This is a genomic window from Pseudomonas sp. WS 5503 (genome assembly GCF_012985385.1).
Classification (GTDB): Bacteria; Pseudomonadota; Gammaproteobacteria; order Pseudomonadales; family Pseudomonadaceae; genus Aquipseudomonas; species Aquipseudomonas paracarnis.
Genome location: NZ_JAAQWI010000003.1, coordinates 398,029 through 413,961, shown reverse-complemented (window position 1 = coordinate 413,961; position 15,933 = coordinate 398,029). Strand labels below are relative to the sequence as shown.

The window sequence follows — 15,933 nt, the reverse complement described above, 5'->3', positions numbered from 1 at the left end:
CCGACCCCGTCGCAAGAAGGAGCCGACATGCCGCGTACGCTAATAAGAAAGAACCCCAGCAACTTCAAGACACTGCCGCTGCACGTCGAAGCCACCCCCGAAGGCCTGAGCTACCAGAGCGTCGGCATGCCGCTCAACTTCGCCCAGACCTTGCAGCGGCGCAAGCCGGTCGAGGTGTCAGATCCCGAGCGCTTCGCCCTGGAACTGGCGAACCTCGGCGTCTCGGTACGCCTGACCCTGCACTGGCAAAACAAGGACTACTGGGTGCTGGTGCGCCAACGCCGCCAGGACCGTGGCGATGTTGTGCTCAAGCTGATCTCCGGCTACGTCCCGGCCCATGAACTGAACCTGCCGCTGCACACCGCCATCCAGGAAATTGCCGAAGAGTGTCTGCTCGAAACCCCAGAAGGCTGGCTCGGCGGGCGCTTCAACGACACCTGGCTGCCGGCGCCCTACTCCGCAGCTTTGCATTACCGCGAGGCCCTGCCGTTTCGCCTGAGCCCTTTGTCTGGGGCCGCACGCCCGGTGCGCTGCGCCACCATGCAACTGATCGAGCGGCCACGGGCCTACGTGCACCTGCCGACCGCCTCGCTGCAATTGATTTATGACCTGCGCCTGGAAGTGCCGAAGGAAGCCAAGTCCCTCAGCTTGTTTCATGTGGATGAGCGTTTGGAGGGTGACCAACTGGTGGCGCGCCTGGACCGTCAGCGCCCGGACCTGTACTTGATGCCGCTCAAAGATGGCGAGCCACTGGCAGAGTTGTACACGGTCAAGAAAGACCAACTGTACCCGGCCAGCACGCGCGGCCTCTATCTGGCGGAAAGTTTTGCCCAGCAAGAGGGATGGCTGGTGCGCGATGAGCGGATTCGTTGGAAGGATTGGCTCAGGCAGCAGGGCCTGGCACAACCGGAAAAAGACTCCAAGCTCAAGCGCTTGACCGGCAAGGCACGGCAGATGCTGCGCAAGATCGTGCCGAAGAAAAGCTAGGGGCGAGCAGGCTCGCCCCACGGGGTATCACTCGTTGTTGCGGATCTTCTCGACAATCGCAGTGGTGGAGCTGTTTTCAACCAACCCCAGCACTTTGACCGTGCCGCCGTAGGCGCTGACGATGTCCGCACCGACTACCTGATCGACAGTGTAGTCACCACCCTTGACCAGCACGTCGGGCTTGACCTGGGCCAACAGGTTTTCCGGGGTGCCTTCGGAGAAGCTGATCACCCAGTCCACCGCGCCCAGGCCCGCGAGTACCGCCATGCGCCGGTCAACACTGTTGATCGGGCGGCCAGGACCTTTCAAGCGGCTGACCGAAGCGTCATCGTTGACCGCAACGATCAAGCGATCGCCTTGGGCGCTTGCCTGCTCCAGGTACGTCACATGCCCGGCGTGCAGGATGTCAAAGCAGCCGTTGGTGAACACAATGCTTTCGTTGTGAGCTCGAGCATCGTCAATTGCCAGCAGCAACTGCTCCAGGCCCAGCACACCGCGCTCCGAGCCTTCGGAACGCTGGATCGCACGGCGCAACTCAGGTGCGCTGATGGCTGCAGTACCCAGCTTGCCCACCACAATGCCCGCGGCCAGGTTAGCCAAGGCCACGGCGTGGGGCAGTTCCTCGCCAGCCGCGATAGACGCAGCCAGAGTAGAGATTACCGTGTCACCGGCGCCCGTAACGTCAAACACTTCACGGGCACGCGCCGGCAGGTGCATCGCCGGGTGACCCGGACGCAACAGGGTCATGCCGTGCTCGCCACGGGTCACCAGCAAGGCGCCCAGGTCGAGATCGGCCATCAGCGCCGCGCCCTTGCTCACCAGTTCGTGCTCATCAGCGCAACCGCCGACGATGGTTTCGAACTCACTGAGGTTGGGCGTGAGCAGGCTGGCGCCTCGGTAAACCGAGAAGTCCTTGCCCTTGGGATCGGCCAACACCGGAATGTTGCGAGCCTTGGCGGCCTGGATCAACACCTGGTGATTCTGCAAGGCGCCTTTGCCGTAGTCGGACAACACCAGCACCTTGATACCGTCGAGCAGCGCGTCGACCTGGTCGCCCAGGGCCAGGGCGTCGGTGGCGAAGGGTTCTTCGAAATCGATACGCAGCAACTGCTGGTGACGGCTCATGACCCGCAGCTTGACGATCGTCGGCTGATGAGCGATGCGCTGGAACAACGCATGCACGCCGGCACCCTGCAGGCTGTTGGCCAGACTTTCGGCCGCTTCGTCGTCGCCGGTCACACCCACCAGGGAGGCCGGGGCGCCGAGGGCGGCAATATTGAGCGCGACGTTGGCAGCGCCACCTGGGCGGTCTTCGATTTGCTCGACCTTGACGACCGGCACCGGAGCCTCAGGGGAAATCCGTGAGGTACCACCATGCCAGTAACGGTCGAGCATGACATCGCCGACCACCAAGACAGCGGCTTGATTGAATCGCGGCATGGACAACTTCATGGAGCAACCCACATACAAAATGAACAGGGGCGCGATATTAGCACAGGGTTTGCGATGGCTTGCGACCACCGCAGGGCAAATGTGGGAGGGGATTTGCTCTCTGTAGGAGCGAGCTTGCTCGCGAAAAACTCACAGACGCCGCGTTTATTCAGGAAGCGCGGTTTATCGTTGAGGTTTTTCGCGAGCGAGCTCGCTCCTACATTTCCTTTACACCGTGATGCCGGTTGGATCAGGTGATATCAGCCTGCACCGGTGCATCCAGACCCATGGCATGCAGGCGGGCGTAGTAACCGTTCTGCGCCAACAACTCGCCATGGGTACCACGCTCGACAATCCGCCCGTCGTCCATCACCAGGATCAGGTCAGCCTTCTCGATGGTGGACAAACGGTGCGCGATCACCAGGGTCGTGCGGCCTTGCATGACCTTATCGAGTGCCGCCTGGATATGCCGCTCGGACTCGGTATCGAGGGCCGAGGTGGCCTCGTCGAGGATCAGCAACGGCGCGTTCTTGAGCAATGCACGGGCAATCGCCAAGCGCTGGCGCTGGCCGCCGGACAACAGCACACCGTTCTCACCCACCTGGGTATCGAAGCCCTTGGGCAACTGATCGATGAAGTCCTTGGCGTTGGCATCCGCTGCCGCCGCTTCCACATCGGCACGAGGTGCACCGGCCAGGTCGCCGTAGGCGATGTTGTTGGTCACAGTGTCGCTGAACAGGGTCACATGCTGGGTGACCTGGGCAATGTGTTTGCGCAGGTTGAGCAACTTGTAGTCTTCAATCTCGATGCCATCGAGCAGGATTTCACCGCTTTCATGATGGTAAAAGCGCGGGATCAGGCTGGCCAGGGTCGACTTGCCACTGCCCGAACGCCCCACCAGCGCAATCATCTGCCCAGGCTCGGCGGTGAAGCTGATGTCCTTGAGCACATGGCGATCGGTGCCAGGGTAGGTGAAGTTCAGGTGACGCACTTCCAGGCGACCGCTGACCTTGTCGCGTTCGAGAGTGCCGTGGTCGACCTCAACGTCTTCGTCCAGCTGTTCGAAGATACTTTCGGCGCCCGCCACACCTTTCTGAATAGTCGAGCTGACCTCCGAGAGCTGGCGGATCGGCTTGGGCAGCAAGCCCGCCAGGGTGATGTAGGCCACCATGTCACCCGCCGAGGCGTCGCCACGCAGGTACAGCACCAGGAACATCAACACGGCCATGGCGGAGTAGATCACCAATTGCAGCGCCGGGGTGTAGATCGCCCCGGTGCGGGTCATGCGCAGTTGCTTGTTGGTGTTGCTCTGGCTGGCCTTGAAAAAGCGCTTCTGTTCGTAGACTTCGCCGCCGAAGCTGCGCACCACGCGGTAGCCCTGGATGGTCTCCGAGGCCACGTGGGTCACGTCGCCCATGGCCACCTGGATCTTCTTGCTCTGCTTACGGAATTTCTTGCTGGCGGTACTGACCATCACGGCAATCAACGGCAGGATCGCGATCATTACCAACGTGAGGCGCCAGTTCATGTACAGCAAGGAGGCGAACAGGAAGATCACCGTCATGCCTTCGCGGATCACCACCTTGATAGCATCGGTCGCGGCCCCCGTGACCATGGTCACGTTGAAGGTGATGCGGGAAATCAGATGCCCGGAGTTGTGATTATCGAAGTAGCGGTTGGGCAGCGTCAGCAGGTTGTTGAACAGTTGCACCCGCAAGTCGTGGACCAGACCCAGGGAGACCTTGGCCAACAGGTAGTTGCCCAGGAACGAACCAAGGCCCTGCCAGGCCGCGATCAGGATGATCAGCAGCGGCACTGCCTGCAGCAATTGCAGGTCGCGCAAAAAGGGCACGGTCGGGAACAGCACAGCTTCCGGATTGGAGAGACCGTCGACAAAGTACTTGAGGATGTAACCCAGCATCGGTTGGGTCGACGCGAAAATCAGAAATCCAAGGATACTCAACGCGAACAAGCCCATATAGGGCTTAACGTAACTGAGCAGGCGGAAGTATATTTTCAAGCTCGAAGGGCTTGCGCTCGGACTGGAGTCGGTCATATCACGCGGCGTTTTGAAAAAGGAGGCTGACTTTAGCACAGCTTCTCTGTTGTACTTGCACCCGGCGTAAGCCGCGGCCCGGTTGGATCCTACCGGCGACATTACTTAGCCACTAGCTTAAGATGGTCGGCTTTCTATTTCTGGAATGGCTTTACTGTATGCACTCCAAGCGCCTTACCTATGGCTCAAATCGCGTTTTCGACTTCCTGGTCCTATGGATTTTGCCTGTTGGCTTGCTGCTGCTCCTGAGTGCACTGTTCTTTGTCGGCAATCGCAATGTACTGCACCGCATTGTCTACATCCTGTTCAGCGTACCGACCTTGTTTCTGTTGTGCATGCGCCCTCGGGAATTCAAGGACCTGCTGCGCGAGCCCCTGGCAATCGCGTTCCTGGCGTTCTCCGCCTGGGCGTTGACCAGTCTGCTCTGGAGCCCGGCGCCCAGTTCCGATACTGACCTGTTCAAGCGACCATTGAATACCTTCATGCTGTTTGGCGGCTGCGGTCTGCTGCTGCATTACCGCAACGAATTGTTCAAGCCGATCTTCTTCAGCGCTGCGGTGATTGCGCTGGTGGTCAGCCTGGGTAACCTGGTGGCGTTCGCCAAGGGTTATTCGCCCGGCATGCGCATGATCGGCGGCCTGGGCGCCCTCGACAACCCACTGCTCAGCTCGCATCTGTTTGGCTTTTTCACGGTGTACTGGCTGTATGTCTGCATGAATACCCAGCGTCTCAAGGTACTGTGGTTCAGCGTTCCGGCCCTGGCGGTCATGACCACTGCGGTGCTGGCGACCGGCTCACGCACGCCACTGGTGGCGCTGACGCTGGCCATCCTGTGGATGAGTTTCGTAAGCCGCAACCGCCGTGCGGCACTGCTCATTATCGGCATGGCCCTGGGTGCTGCCGGACTCCTGTTGCTCCACCCCGAATTGATCACCAAACGCGGCAGCTCGTTTCGCTTCGAACTGTGGAGCATGTCTCTGCAGCTTATCGCCGAACACCCATGGATCGGGCATAGCTATGACTCGGAGCTGTTTCTCACAGTGTCGGATGGCCTTCAACTACGCGAAACCCACAGCTTCGCCCTCGGCGTGCTCTATTACGTCGGCATCATCGGTTTCATCCCATGGGCCTTCATGCTCGTTTGGGGCTTATACAAAGGCCTGCAGCAACGCGCCCAGCCGCTGTTCATCCTGGCTTCGTCACTGCTGGCCTACGGCATCGGTGCGGGCCTGACCGAGGGCGGCGGCATTCTGTCGCGCCCTAAGGAGCACTGGTTCCTGCTGTGGATTCCGTTGGCAATTATCACCGGCCTGAGCCTCGCCCAGCGCCATCGCAGCCTGCTGCGCATGCCGGTGCAGAACCTCAAGCCCGCAGCGTTTGAACAACTTTGCAGCAACGCCCATGTGATTGAAGCCGATGGCCTGGGTCCCAAAGTCCTGCGCCTGGAGGACGGCAGTTTCCTGAAGCTGTTCCGAACACGCCGCTGGTACACCTCCGGCAGCTTCAACCCGTACTCCGAGCGCTTTGCCAGCAACAGCGAGCAACTGCGCACCTTGGGCATTCCTACGCCGCACATCCTCGGGCTCTACCGCCTGAGCGATGCCAGCAGCGCAGTGCGCTACACGCCGTTGCCCGGCCTGACGTTGCGCCAAGCGCTGCAAAGCCTCGACAGCAGCCTGCGTGAATCACTGGTTGAGCGCTTTGGACGGTTCATGGCGCAACTGCACGAGCGCGGCGTGTACTTCCGCTCGCTGCACTTGGGTAACGTGTTGTTGATGGACGACGGTGAGTTCGCCCTGATCGACGTGGCTGACCTGCGCATCTACCCGTCTTCACTGCGTTACGCCTTGCGCCAACGTAACCTGCGCCACATGCAACGTTATCCTCAGGATCGCAACTGGCTGTTCGAAACGCACTTCGAACAACTGCTCAAGGGTTACGCCTCGGAGGCGAGCCCAGCCGCCACTGCGAAAATCCGCGAGCAGGTCCAAAGCCTGTAAACACCTGTAGGAGCGAGCTTGCTCGCGAAAAACTCACCGGTGCCGCGTTTATTCAGGAAGTACGCGTTATCGTTGACGTTTTTCGCGAGCAAGCTCCCTCCTACAGGGTGCGGCGTTGGTTCAGTTCTTGAGCGGCGCCAGATACAACCGCACCAGCCCGCGCAAGGTCTTGCGCCCCCAGAACTTCAAAGGGATCTGCTTGAGCACCTCCCGCGCCAACGGGCGGTCGCGGTCGGCGGTCTTGAGAAACATCGAGTTCAGGAAGTTGTAGCGAACCGCGTCATAGGCCGGGTGCTCGCTGAACTTGGCGTAGGTCTTGAGGATGTTCTGGATCATGTAGCGGTGATTCTTGTACGTGTTGCTGGCGTGCTGGCGATACTTGGCCATCACCACGTCAAGGGCGTCGATGGTGTAGCCCGCCGCCGTGATCTTCAGTTGGATCAGCAAGTCTTCCAGGGGAATCTGCGGGTCGAAACCACCGACCTCCTCCAGCACTTCGCGACGAATCAGCATGGTCGGCGCCGGTGGAAACGGCTTGCGGTCCAGGAACAGGTCATCGAAGTCCAGACGTCGAAACGGCACGTCGCGACGCTGTTTCTTCTCCGGGTGCAGGTTGCCATCCCCGTCGATCAGCTCGATATTGCCAGCACACATGCCCACCTTCGGCTTGCCGTCCATATACGCCACCTGGGTGGCAATACGGTCCGGCAACATGATGTCATCCGAGCCGAACGGTGCGATCAGGCTACCCTTGGCGCGAGCGATCGCACCGTTCAAGGTCGCGCTGAGCCCTTGGTTCTGCTGCACCTGGAAATCAAAGCCGTGCTCGGCCTGCAAGCGCTGGATGCGTTCGACGCTGTCATCCTTGGAGCCGTCGTCGACTACCAACAGCTCGATATTGGGGTAGGTCTGCCCCAGCACGCTAAGAATGCTTTGCTCGATGTACTGACCATGGTTGTAGGAAGCGATGATCACCGAGACCAGGGGTTGTTGCTGATTCATGCTCTACCTACTTCACGCAAACCGGTTTCAATCAGGGTCAGGTACTTGTGCTTGAACTCGTCGAGGGTGTGGTTGGCCTCCAGATAGCGGAACACCTCCTCCCCCTTGGCGCGCAATTGTTCATCGCTCAAGGCCAGGTAAGTGTCCAGGGCCGCAGCCAATTGTTCGACATTGCCTGGATCATGGGACAAGCCGCCCGCACCCTGCACCAGTGGCAGCATCGCCGGGCCGTTGGAGGCGATCACCGGAAGGTGGCCGCTCATGCCTTCCAGCAAGGCCAGGCCCAGGCCTTCGAACAGCGACGGCATGGTCCAGATATCGAAGCCGCGCACGTACTTCATGCCGTCTTCGCGAAAGCCCAGCAAGTGCGCACGGCCGGTCAGGCCGAGGCGCTCGATGTCGGCACGCAGGTCGGCTTCGGCACGGCCAGAACCAATAATCCCCACCTGCGCCTCAGGGTATTTGTCCTTGAGCGTGGCGAAGGCCTGCAGCAGATGGGTATGGCCTTTGATCGGCACGAGGCGGCCCAGGGCGCCGATCATCCGTGCATCCATCGGCAGGCCCAGGGCCTTGCGTGCGTCTTCACGGGACAGCTGCAAAGCCTCTGCCTGGGGAATGTCGATCGCATTGGTGACGTAGGTGGTGTTCTCAGGGGTGAACCCGCAATTGAGGTCTACCAGGTAGTCCTTGACCGCTTCGGACACCCCGACAAAACGCCACGCCGGGCTGACCCAGCGCTGGGTCTGACGTCGACGGTAACCACGGGCATACTCGCCAAAGCCGTGGGAGATGCCGATGCACAGCGGGATCTTCAACCAGCGGTTGAGCGACAGCATCATGTTCACCGACTTGAAGCGGTTACAGATGACCACGTCGAACTTCTGCTCGCGGCAGTACTTGTAGATCTGCCACATGGCGCCAAAGCGAATGCCCTTGAGGGACTTCTCCGGCAGCTCGAAATAATGGGAGTGCTCGGCCACGCTCAGGGGCTGGCCGGGCAGCGGGCGCCCACTGAGAAATCCGGAGGTCACCTCGAAGCGCTCAGCCGGCAGGGATTTGACGATTTGCTCACCCAAGTCCGCGAAGTCATGGGTCTTGACGTTGTAGTCCGGCTGTAACTGCAAAACCTTGAAACGAGGCTTCATAACTCTCCATGCAGCGATCTGGCTACGGGCATGCAGCCCGGTAAAAAGGGCGACAGGCGCATAACGGCCTGCCTTCAATCGGCTCTCAGTCCTGCTTCAGGACCCACAACAGCTCGTGACGGCGCACGGCCTTGCGGAAGAATTCGTTCTCGCCATAGGGCGATGGACTACGGCCCGCCAGCAGTTGCTGCAACCACCTACGCACTCGACGCTTGAACGGCGCTGGCGGCTGCAGGTCGTGCATCATGCCCAGGGCCATGGCCTTGTCCTGCTGCTGGCTCAAGGCGAGAGCGAAACTGCACGGCACCAGTTCCACAGCACCATCGAAACGTGGCGGCAGCGCCACGCCAGCGCCGGAATCGCCCATTGGCCAGCGGTCGTTATCATGCAGGTGATTGGCGTAGCCGAGCAATGTGTCGGGCTGCCACTCCAGGCCCTGCAAGGCTTCCAGCACTGCCGCGTGGGCGCAGATATGGTCGGCGTGAGGGTCAAGCAACGGCGTGGGCAAGACGATGACCTGGGGCCGCGCCTTGAGCAGCAGCGCCCGCAGGTCGGCGATCAGGTTATGCCAGGTCGGTGCACCATCAGCATCGCCAGGCAGGGCAAAACCATTGAACTGGCGGAACAGCCGCGTATCGGCCAAACCGGCTTCGCGGGAGGCTTGAGGCTGATCTGGCGCGGCCTGCATGGCTTGCAATTGCATGCAGAAGTACCCCAACTGCACGCACTGCGCCTCGGGCACGCCCGCCCAGCGGGGCACGGCGACGCTGTCCCAGGCCCGCAAACGGCCCTTGAGGCGCGCAGCTTCAACCTTGGGCAGGCCCATGTTCTGATAATGCTCAGCTTCGATTTCACCGGCCGTCAGCGTGACGATCCAGCTTTCAGTCGCCTGGCTGTAAAGGCTGAACGCAGCCAGCTCGGCATCGTCGGCATGGGGCGCGATCACCATCACACGTTGCTGGCGATAGTCCGGCTGGCGAAAGCGCCACAGCGTCGGCTGCCCCTTTATCCGGCAAAAACGCCCGCGCAATTCGAGCTTGCCCGCGGCCAAGGCTTCGGCGGCGCCGGTCAGGTTCAGATAACGCCGCCCAGCGACGCCGCGCTCGAAGGCTTGCCGGTCCGGGCTTTGCAGGCCCAACAGGTCCACCGCAGGGTCGAAGAAACGCCCCAGCCAGGTACTTTTCAACTCAATGCCGACGATCAGGGTTTCATCCGCCGCCAACGGCGCATCCAGCAACAGCCGGCCCGCCTCCAGGCGCAAGCCGGGCTGTTCGCTGCCGGCCGGGAACGCGTACTCATAGCTGTCTTTGGGCGAGTAAAACAGGTGATCGGCAAACCAGGCTTCATGGGCGGCCCACAGCAGCACCGCAAGGATCAGCGGCAACCACCATGCGACCAGTACGCCGGTGGCGACCAACACCAGCACGCCAATCAATAGCGCAATACGCTTGTTACGCCGATGGCGCTTGAGCAGTTGCTGTTTACGGCTCATACACTGAACACCGGCACCGGGTTGCACCAGCGCTCCTTGTATTCACGGTCGGAACGCCCGAAGGAGAAGCGCAGCGACTTGTTCGCCGCCCGCGCCTGCTCCCAGGCACTTTGGGTATTGAGAAAACTCAGCACGCTGCCGGGGCTGAATGCACGGGTTTCAGGGTCGACGCCGCCATTGACATACTCGGCACTGAACCATTCGTTGGACTGCACCTGATACACCAATTGCACTGCAATCGGCGCGTCGTTCAGAAACAGCACCGAGCCGAACAGGAATTCCTTGAGCAACTCCAGCACCTCGGCCAGACGCGCCGCGCCCGCCGCCGGGAAGCCCCAACGACGCTGGAACAGGTCGCAATAGATCGCCGCCAGTTCTACGCTGGAAAACTCACTGACCGCCCTTACCAAGCCGCCCGCCTCTTCCAACAGGCGCAGTTCACGCCGCTGGTTGTAGCGAAACTTCTTCGACAGGTCTTCGGGAGTACGCGCCATGGCCAATTGCTCGGCCTGGGGCTTGAGGGTGCTCACGCGCCCTTGATTGAGCGTCGACAGGTAGCGCGCACGATGCCGCAACGGCACCTGCGCATCGGCAGCAATCGGCAGGATGATCTCGGCGTTGCCCAGGTCAAACAGGCCTTTCTTGCCGCTGCGCTTGAGCACATCCTTGGACAGCGCCAGGTCGCGCCCCCAGGTGGCGATCGCCCCCTTGAGTTCACCACCGTGCTCCCAGCCCAGGTAGCGCACAGGTATCTGCGCCAGCCCGGCCAACCGCTCAATCACCTGGGGATGGGTCGCCACACTGCCGCCGTAACGCTGCCAGGCCTGGGCGTAAACCTCGGCCTCGACAGGCGCCCAGCCACGTTCACGCCAGCCCTGGAAGCGGTTCAGCATTTAAACCACGGCGTCATAAGGGTCCACGCCGTCCTTGACCACCAGAATGTCTTCCATGATCAGGTACTGCAGGTCCGAGCCGAAGAACATGTTCAGCGCGTCGGTCGGCGAGCAGATCATCGCTTCGCCACGGCGGTTGAGCGAGGTGTTCAGGGACACGCCGTTACCGGTCAGCACTTCCAGCTCTTTCATCATGTCGTAGTAGCGCGGGTTGTATTCGCGCTTGAGCACCTGGGCGCGGGAAGTACCGTCTTCGTGCACCACTTCCGGTACACGGGTCTTCCACTCTTCGGCGACTTCAAAAGTGAAGGTCATGAACGGCGCCGGGTGATCGACCTTGATCATCTGCGGGGCCACGGTGTCGAGCATCGACGGGCAGAAAGGCCTCCAGCGCTCGCGGAACTTGATCTGGTGGTTGATGCGATCCGCCACGCCGGTTGCACTTGGGCAACCGATGATCGAACGACCGCCCAGCGCACGCGGGCCAAACTCCATGCGGCCCTGGAACCAGGCGACCGGATTGCCGTCGACCATGATCTTGGCAATGCGCTTAGGCATGTTCTCGATCTTGCGCCAGTTCGGCTTGCTCTCGTGCTTGGCGCACGCGGCAATAACGTCTTCGTTGCTGTAGGACGGGCCGAGGTAGACGTGTTCCATCTTCTCGACCGGTACACCACGAGCATGGGACACGTAGGCCGCCGCACCGACGGCGGTGCCGGCATCGCCGGAAGCCGGCTGTACGAACAGCTCTTTGACGTCGTCACGGGCAATGATTTTCTGGTTCAGCTTGACGTTCAGCGCACAGCCGCCGGCGAAGGCGAGCTTGCCGGTGTCCTTGAGGATGTCGCCCAGGTAGTGGTCGATCATCTGCAAAGCCAGTTTCTCGAACAGCGCCTGCATGCTGGCCGCGTAGTGGATGTACGGCTCGTCGGCGATGTCGCCTTCGCGTTTCGGCCCCAGCCACTCGATCAGTTTTGGCGAGAAGTAGAACCCCTTGCCCTTCTCTTTGTAGCGGCGCAGGCCGATGACGTTGGCGTAGTCGGTGTTGATCACCAGTTCGCCGTTTTCAAAAGAGGCCAGGCGCGAGAAGTCGTATTTGCTGGCATCGCCGTACGGCGCCATGCCCATGACCTTGAACTCACCATCGAGCATCTCGAAACCGAGGAACTCGGTGATTGCGCCGTACAGGCCGCCGAGGGAGTCCGGATCGTAGAATTCCTTGATCTTGTGGATCTTGCCGTTTTCGCCGTAGCCAAAGAAGGTAGTGGCGTACTCACCCTTGCCGTCAATGCCCAGGATCGCGGTTTTTTCCTGGAAGCCCGAGCAGTGGTAGGCGCTGGATGCGTGAGCCAGGTGGTGTTCTACGGGTTCAATCTTGATTTTCTTCGGATCGAAGCCCAGTTGCTCCAGGCACCAGACGATCTTGTTGCGATAGCGCTTGTAGCGACGGTTGCCCATCAGGATCGCGTCAAGGGCGCGGTCCGGGGCGTACCAGTAACGCTTGGCGTAGTGCCAGCGCGCCTCGCCGAACAGGCTTATCGGGGCGAACGGGATCGCCACCACGTCAACGTCCGAAGGCTTGATGCCAGCCTGCTCCAGGCAGAACTTCGCCGACTCGTAGGGCATGCGGTTCTTTGCATGTTTGTCGCGTACGAAGCGCTCTTCTTCGGCGGCCGCAATCAGCTTGCCGTCGATATACAGGGCTGCGGAAGGATCATGGCTAAGGGCGCCGGACAGGCCAAGAATCGTCAATGCCACTGGGGTCTAGCCTCTTTTAGTCTGCATGCAGGCGCATCGCGCCTGAAAAAAGTGTGTTTCCCGCCGGGGCGGGAAACAGCTAAAGGGCGGGATTATAGCTTAAAAGCAGAGGGAAGCTGTTAGCGACAAGCGCCGAGAGGGGCTAGCGAAAGATCTCGATGCTGCCGTCCTTGTTCTGGCGGTAGATCGTATAAGGCAGCATCAGGGTGTCCATGACACCAGAGGCGACAAATTCAATCGCGATGATCGGGAAGGCATTGCCTTGGCGATCCAGCAGGTTTTGGTCCTTCAGGCTTTTATCCGGTGCGGGCTCGCCATTGAGGGTACAAAAGCCGTAGATCACCCCACTGTAGATACGCGGCACGTTTTCGCAGTGGCTGCGCGACTCCTTGAGATTCTGGCTGGCCACGGCATCCGGACGGAAGACGGTATTGATCGTTCCGCAACCGGAGGCCAATAACAAGGTTGAAACCAGCAGGACTCTGAAACCACGACTCACGAACAACTCCTTTCACTAAATAGATGGGCTGGGCACGTGCTCTTATATCCATAGGCTTATGAACGGCCTGGACGCCAATAGATGCTGATATTACCGTCGGCCGATTGTCGATAAATCGTATAGGGTAAAACCACCGTATCGGCAACCGCGGACACCGCAATATCCACGAGCACGAATGGTATGAGGAACCCGGTGGGGTCCGGGGCCGCGTGCAGCATGCAAAAATCAAAGGCCACACCGCTGTACGCGCGGGGAATGGATGGGCAATAGGTTTTTACGAGCCTGAGCTCACGCGCCGTGTCGCCCTCTTTGCGCATGACGCTATTAACCGTTCCACAGCCGCTTAATAACAGCGCAGCGACGCTTATACACAGCGCAGCCATTATTTTTCTTGTCATATCCTAGCCTCGCAAACGGTCAGCCAAGCTAGCACCGAGAGATTGGCTCATTCATCTGAGAAGCGCCGCCGCATTGCGTAAGAAAAATCCGAAATGATAAAACCTACCTGACTGTTTAAACTTGCGCACTTTTTGCGCGCCTTCGCTATGCGTGCCCAAGACTCTGGCTGCCTCATGAAAAAAACGCACGCTCGCTTTTTCCTCTTGCTGCCTGGCCTGCTGGCCTTGAGCAGCACAGTGCAAGGCGATGACTCGCCACTAACCCTCGCCCCCACCGTCGTCAGCGGCTCGCGCAGCGCCAGCCCGACGTTCGATTTGCCCTATTCCGTGGACGGCATCAACCGCGAGCAGATCAGCGACGGCCAGCTCGGCATCAACGCCTCCGAAGCCCTGTCCCGCGTGCCCGGCCTGGTGGTGCAGAACCGTCAGAATTACGCGCAAGACCTGCAGATCTCGTCCCGAGGCTTCGGCGCCCGCTCAGCATTCGGCGTGCGCGGCATCAAGCTGATCGCCGACGGCATCCCCGCCAGTACCCCGGATGGCCAGGGCCAGGCCGCGACGTTCAACCTCGACACGGCCGAGCGCATCGAAGTGCTGCGCGGCCCGGCGGCGACGCTGTATGGCAGTAACGCCGGGGGCGTGATCCAGATGTTCTCCCGCGACGGCGAGGGCCCGCCGCGTATCGGCGCCGAAACCCTGGTGGGCAGCGACGGCCTGAACAAGAACCACCTCAGCGCCGAGGGCGCGGTGAATGGCGCCGGGTTTGTGCTCGATGCCTCGCGCATGGACACCAACGGCTACCGGGATCACAGCAGCGCGCGCCGCGACCAGACCTTCGCCAAGCTCAATGTTGAGCCCGATGACGACAGCAAGCTCGCATTGATCTACAGCAGCCTGGAGCAGAACGGTACGCAGGATCCGCTGGGGCAGACCTGGGCAGCGTACAAGGCAGACCCGCGCTCGGTAAGCGCCAATGCGCTGAACTACAACACGCGTAAAAGTATCGATCACCAGCAATTGGGGATGAATTACGAGCGGTATTTCGGTGGCGCGACCTTGCAGGTCAATGCCTACACCGGGCGGCGCAGTGTGATTCAGTACCTGTCGATCCCCAAGGGCACGCCCGCCAACGAACGCGGCGGTGGCGTAGTGCAATTTGATCGAAAGTTCTACGGCGGCAGCGTGCGCTGGCTGCAGCCCATCGAAAGCGCGCCTGGCGAGCTGACGATCATTACCGGCCTGGACTTCGACCAAAGCGAAGACAGCCGCCATGGCTATCAGAACTACAGCGGCAACACCCTCGGCGTGAAAGGCCAACTACGCCGCGACGAAATCGACACGGCTCGCAGCCTCGACCCGTATATCCAAGCCAACTGGGCCCTCGACCGCTGGACCCTGCAAGCCGGCGTGCGCCACAGCACGATGCAGATGGACGTTGACGATCAGTTCCTGAGCAATGGCGACGCCAGCGGCAACAAGACCTACCAGAAAAACACCCCTTCGATGAGCGTGATGTACGCGTTCACCCCCGACCTGCACGCCTACATCAGCGCAGGCAAAGGCTTTGAAACCCCGACTCAGGCCGAGCTGGCCTATGCACCGGGCAACGCCGAGGGCTTCAACTTCGGCTTGAAGCCGTCTGAAAGCACGCAATATGAAATGGGCGTGAAAGCGCAACTGAACAACACGCGGATCAACGCCGCCATTTTCCAGATCACCACCGAGGACGAACTGGTGGTGCAGCAATCCATCGGTGGCCGTACCAGCTACCAGAACGCCGGTCGCACGTTGCGCCGCGGCTTCGAACTGGGTGTTGAAAGCCAGCTGAGCGACCATTGGAGCACCAGCCTGGCCTACACCCGCCTGCACGCAACCTACGACAGCGACTTTACCAGCGGCGCCAACACCATCGACAAAGGCAACTACCTCCCCGGCGTGCCACAAACCACCCTGTTCGCCGAACTGAACTGGAAACCACGGGACTGGGTCAGCACCGCCATCGAAGGCATGTACCGCAGCAAGGTCTACGTAGAAGACACCAACCAACAACACGCCGCGCCGGCCTACAGCGTCTTCAACTGGCGCGCACGGTTTGAGCAGAAGGTAGAGCACTGGACCTTTCACCAGACCCTGCGCCTGGATAATCTGCTGGATCGTCAGTACGTGGGATCGGTGATTGTGGGGGATGGCAATAACCGCTATTACGAAGCGGCGCCGGGGCGCTCGTGGTATGCGGGGGCTGGAGCGCAGTACCAGTTCTGAATGCAGCGCC

Annotated in this window: 12 protein-coding genes; 3 read left to right on the top strand and 9 right to left on the bottom strand. The window is 60.6% G+C overall.

The features are described 5' to 3' along the window. Positions 1 to 27: 27 nt before the first annotated feature. The gene (locus HBO10_RS10930) at positions 28 to 987 is read left to right on the top strand and encodes a hypothetical protein (protein WP_034125628.1); all 960 of its coding nucleotides are present in this window, start codon (positions 28 to 30) and stop codon (positions 985 to 987) included. 27 nt (positions 988 to 1,014) lie between these two features. Here HBO10_RS10930 and hldE read toward each other — a convergent pair whose 3' ends face one another. Together hldE and msbA are read right to left on the bottom strand one after the other, a co-directional pair. Next, entirely contained in the window at positions 1,015 to 2,439 is a 1,425-nt protein-coding gene (gene hldE / locus HBO10_RS10925; RefSeq protein WP_034125865.1) for a bifunctional D-glycero-beta-D-manno-heptose-7-phosphate kinase/D-glycero-beta-D-manno-heptose 1-phosphate adenylyltransferase HldE, read from the bottom strand. 229 nt (positions 2,440 to 2,668) lie between these two features. After that, positions 2,669 to 4,474 (bottom strand): lipid A export permease/ATP-binding protein MsbA, encoded by a 1,806-nt coding sequence (gene msbA, locus HBO10_RS10920; RefSeq protein WP_014716640.1) that lies wholly within the window; start codon positions 4,472 to 4,474, stop codon positions 2,669 to 2,671. 158 nt (positions 4,475 to 4,632) lie between these two features. Between msbA and HBO10_RS10915 the strand changes: the two genes are divergently transcribed. Further along, positions 4,633 to 6,474 (top strand): bifunctional O-antigen ligase/aminoglycoside phosphotransferase family protein, encoded by a 1,842-nt coding sequence (locus HBO10_RS10915; protein WP_034125627.1) that lies wholly within the window; start codon positions 4,633 to 4,635, stop codon positions 6,472 to 6,474. Between the two features lie 120 nt (positions 6,475 to 6,594). Here the strand turns inward: HBO10_RS10915 and HBO10_RS10910 are convergent, their stop codons facing one another. The 7 genes from HBO10_RS10910 to HBO10_RS10880 form a co-directional block, all read right to left on the bottom strand. Then, entirely contained in the window at positions 6,595 to 7,476 is an 882-nt protein-coding gene (locus HBO10_RS10910) for a glycosyltransferase (protein ID WP_034125626.1), read from the bottom strand. After that, entirely contained in the window at positions 7,473 to 8,621 is a 1,149-nt protein-coding gene (locus HBO10_RS10905; protein ID WP_034125625.1) for a glycosyltransferase family 4 protein, read from the bottom strand. The genes HBO10_RS10910 and HBO10_RS10905 overlap by 4 nt, the downstream gene beginning before the upstream one ends. 85 nt (positions 8,622 to 8,706) lie before the next feature. Beyond that, positions 8,707 to 10,113: a PIG-L family deacetylase gene (locus tag HBO10_RS10900; protein ID WP_034125624.1), complete on the bottom strand. Its 1,407-nt coding sequence runs from the start codon at positions 10,111 to 10,113 to the stop codon at positions 8,707 to 8,709. Next, the gene (locus HBO10_RS10895) at positions 10,110 to 11,006 is read right to left on the bottom strand and encodes a GNAT family N-acetyltransferase (protein WP_034125623.1); all 897 of its coding nucleotides are present in this window, start codon (positions 11,004 to 11,006) and stop codon (positions 10,110 to 10,112) included. Before HBO10_RS10895 ends, HBO10_RS10900 begins: the two co-directional genes overlap by 4 nt. Then, positions 11,007 to 12,764: a carbamoyltransferase gene (locus HBO10_RS10890; RefSeq protein WP_014716634.1), complete on the bottom strand. Its 1,758-nt coding sequence runs from the start codon at positions 12,762 to 12,764 to the stop codon at positions 11,007 to 11,009. 142 nt (positions 12,765 to 12,906) lie between these two features. Next, entirely contained in the window at positions 12,907 to 13,263 is a 357-nt protein-coding gene (locus tag HBO10_RS10885; protein WP_034125622.1) for a YceK/YidQ family lipoprotein, read from the bottom strand. Between the two features lie 56 nt (positions 13,264 to 13,319). Continuing rightward, a complete protein-coding gene (locus HBO10_RS10880; protein ID WP_034125621.1) occupies positions 13,320 to 13,646 on the bottom strand; it encodes a YceK/YidQ family lipoprotein in 327 nt (108 codons plus the stop codon). Positions 13,647 to 13,835: 189 nt separating this feature from the next. On the opposite strand from HBO10_RS10880, the gene HBO10_RS10875 reads away from it, so the two are divergent. Beyond that, positions 13,836 to 15,923, top strand: a complete 2,088-nt coding sequence (locus tag HBO10_RS10875; RefSeq protein WP_034125620.1) for a TonB-dependent receptor — start codon at positions 13,836 to 13,838, stop codon at positions 15,921 to 15,923. The last annotated feature ends 10 nt before the right edge of the window (positions 15,924 to 15,933 follow it).

Excerpts from the sequence above, each read along its gene's own strand:
- HBO10_RS10910 (WP_034125626.1), bottom strand. The coding sequence starts at position 7,476 with ATGAATCAGCAACAACCCCTGGTCTCGGTGATCATCGCTTCCTACAAC.
- HBO10_RS10875 (WP_034125620.1), top strand. The coding sequence starts at position 13,836 with ATGAAAAAAACGCACGCTCGCTTTTTCCTCTTGCTGCCTGGCCTGCTG.
- HBO10_RS10900 (WP_034125624.1), bottom strand. The coding sequence starts at position 10,113 with ATGAGCCGTAAACAGCAACTGCTCAAGCGCCATCGGCGTAACAAGCGT.
- HBO10_RS10895 (WP_034125623.1), bottom strand. The coding sequence starts at position 11,006 with ATGCTGAACCGCTTCCAGGGCTGGCGTGAACGTGGCTGGGCGCCTGTC.
- HBO10_RS10915 (WP_034125627.1), top strand. The coding sequence starts at position 4,633 with ATGCACTCCAAGCGCCTTACCTATGGCTCAAATCGCGTTTTCGACTTC.
- msbA (WP_014716640.1), bottom strand. The coding sequence starts at position 4,474 with ATGACCGACTCCAGTCCGAGCGCAAGCCCTTCGAGCTTGAAAATATAC.
- hldE (WP_034125865.1), bottom strand. The coding sequence starts at position 2,439 with ATGAAGTTGTCCATGCCGCGATTCAATCAAGCCGCTGTCTTGGTGGTC.
- HBO10_RS10930 (WP_034125628.1), top strand. The coding sequence starts at position 28 with ATGCCGCGTACGCTAATAAGAAAGAACCCCAGCAACTTCAAGACACTG.
- HBO10_RS10905 (WP_034125625.1), bottom strand. The coding sequence starts at position 8,621 with ATGAAGCCTCGTTTCAAGGTTTTGCAGTTACAGCCGGACTACAACGTC.
- HBO10_RS10880 (WP_034125621.1), bottom strand. The coding sequence starts at position 13,646 with ATGGCTGCGCTGTGTATAAGCGTCGCTGCGCTGTTATTAAGCGGCTGT.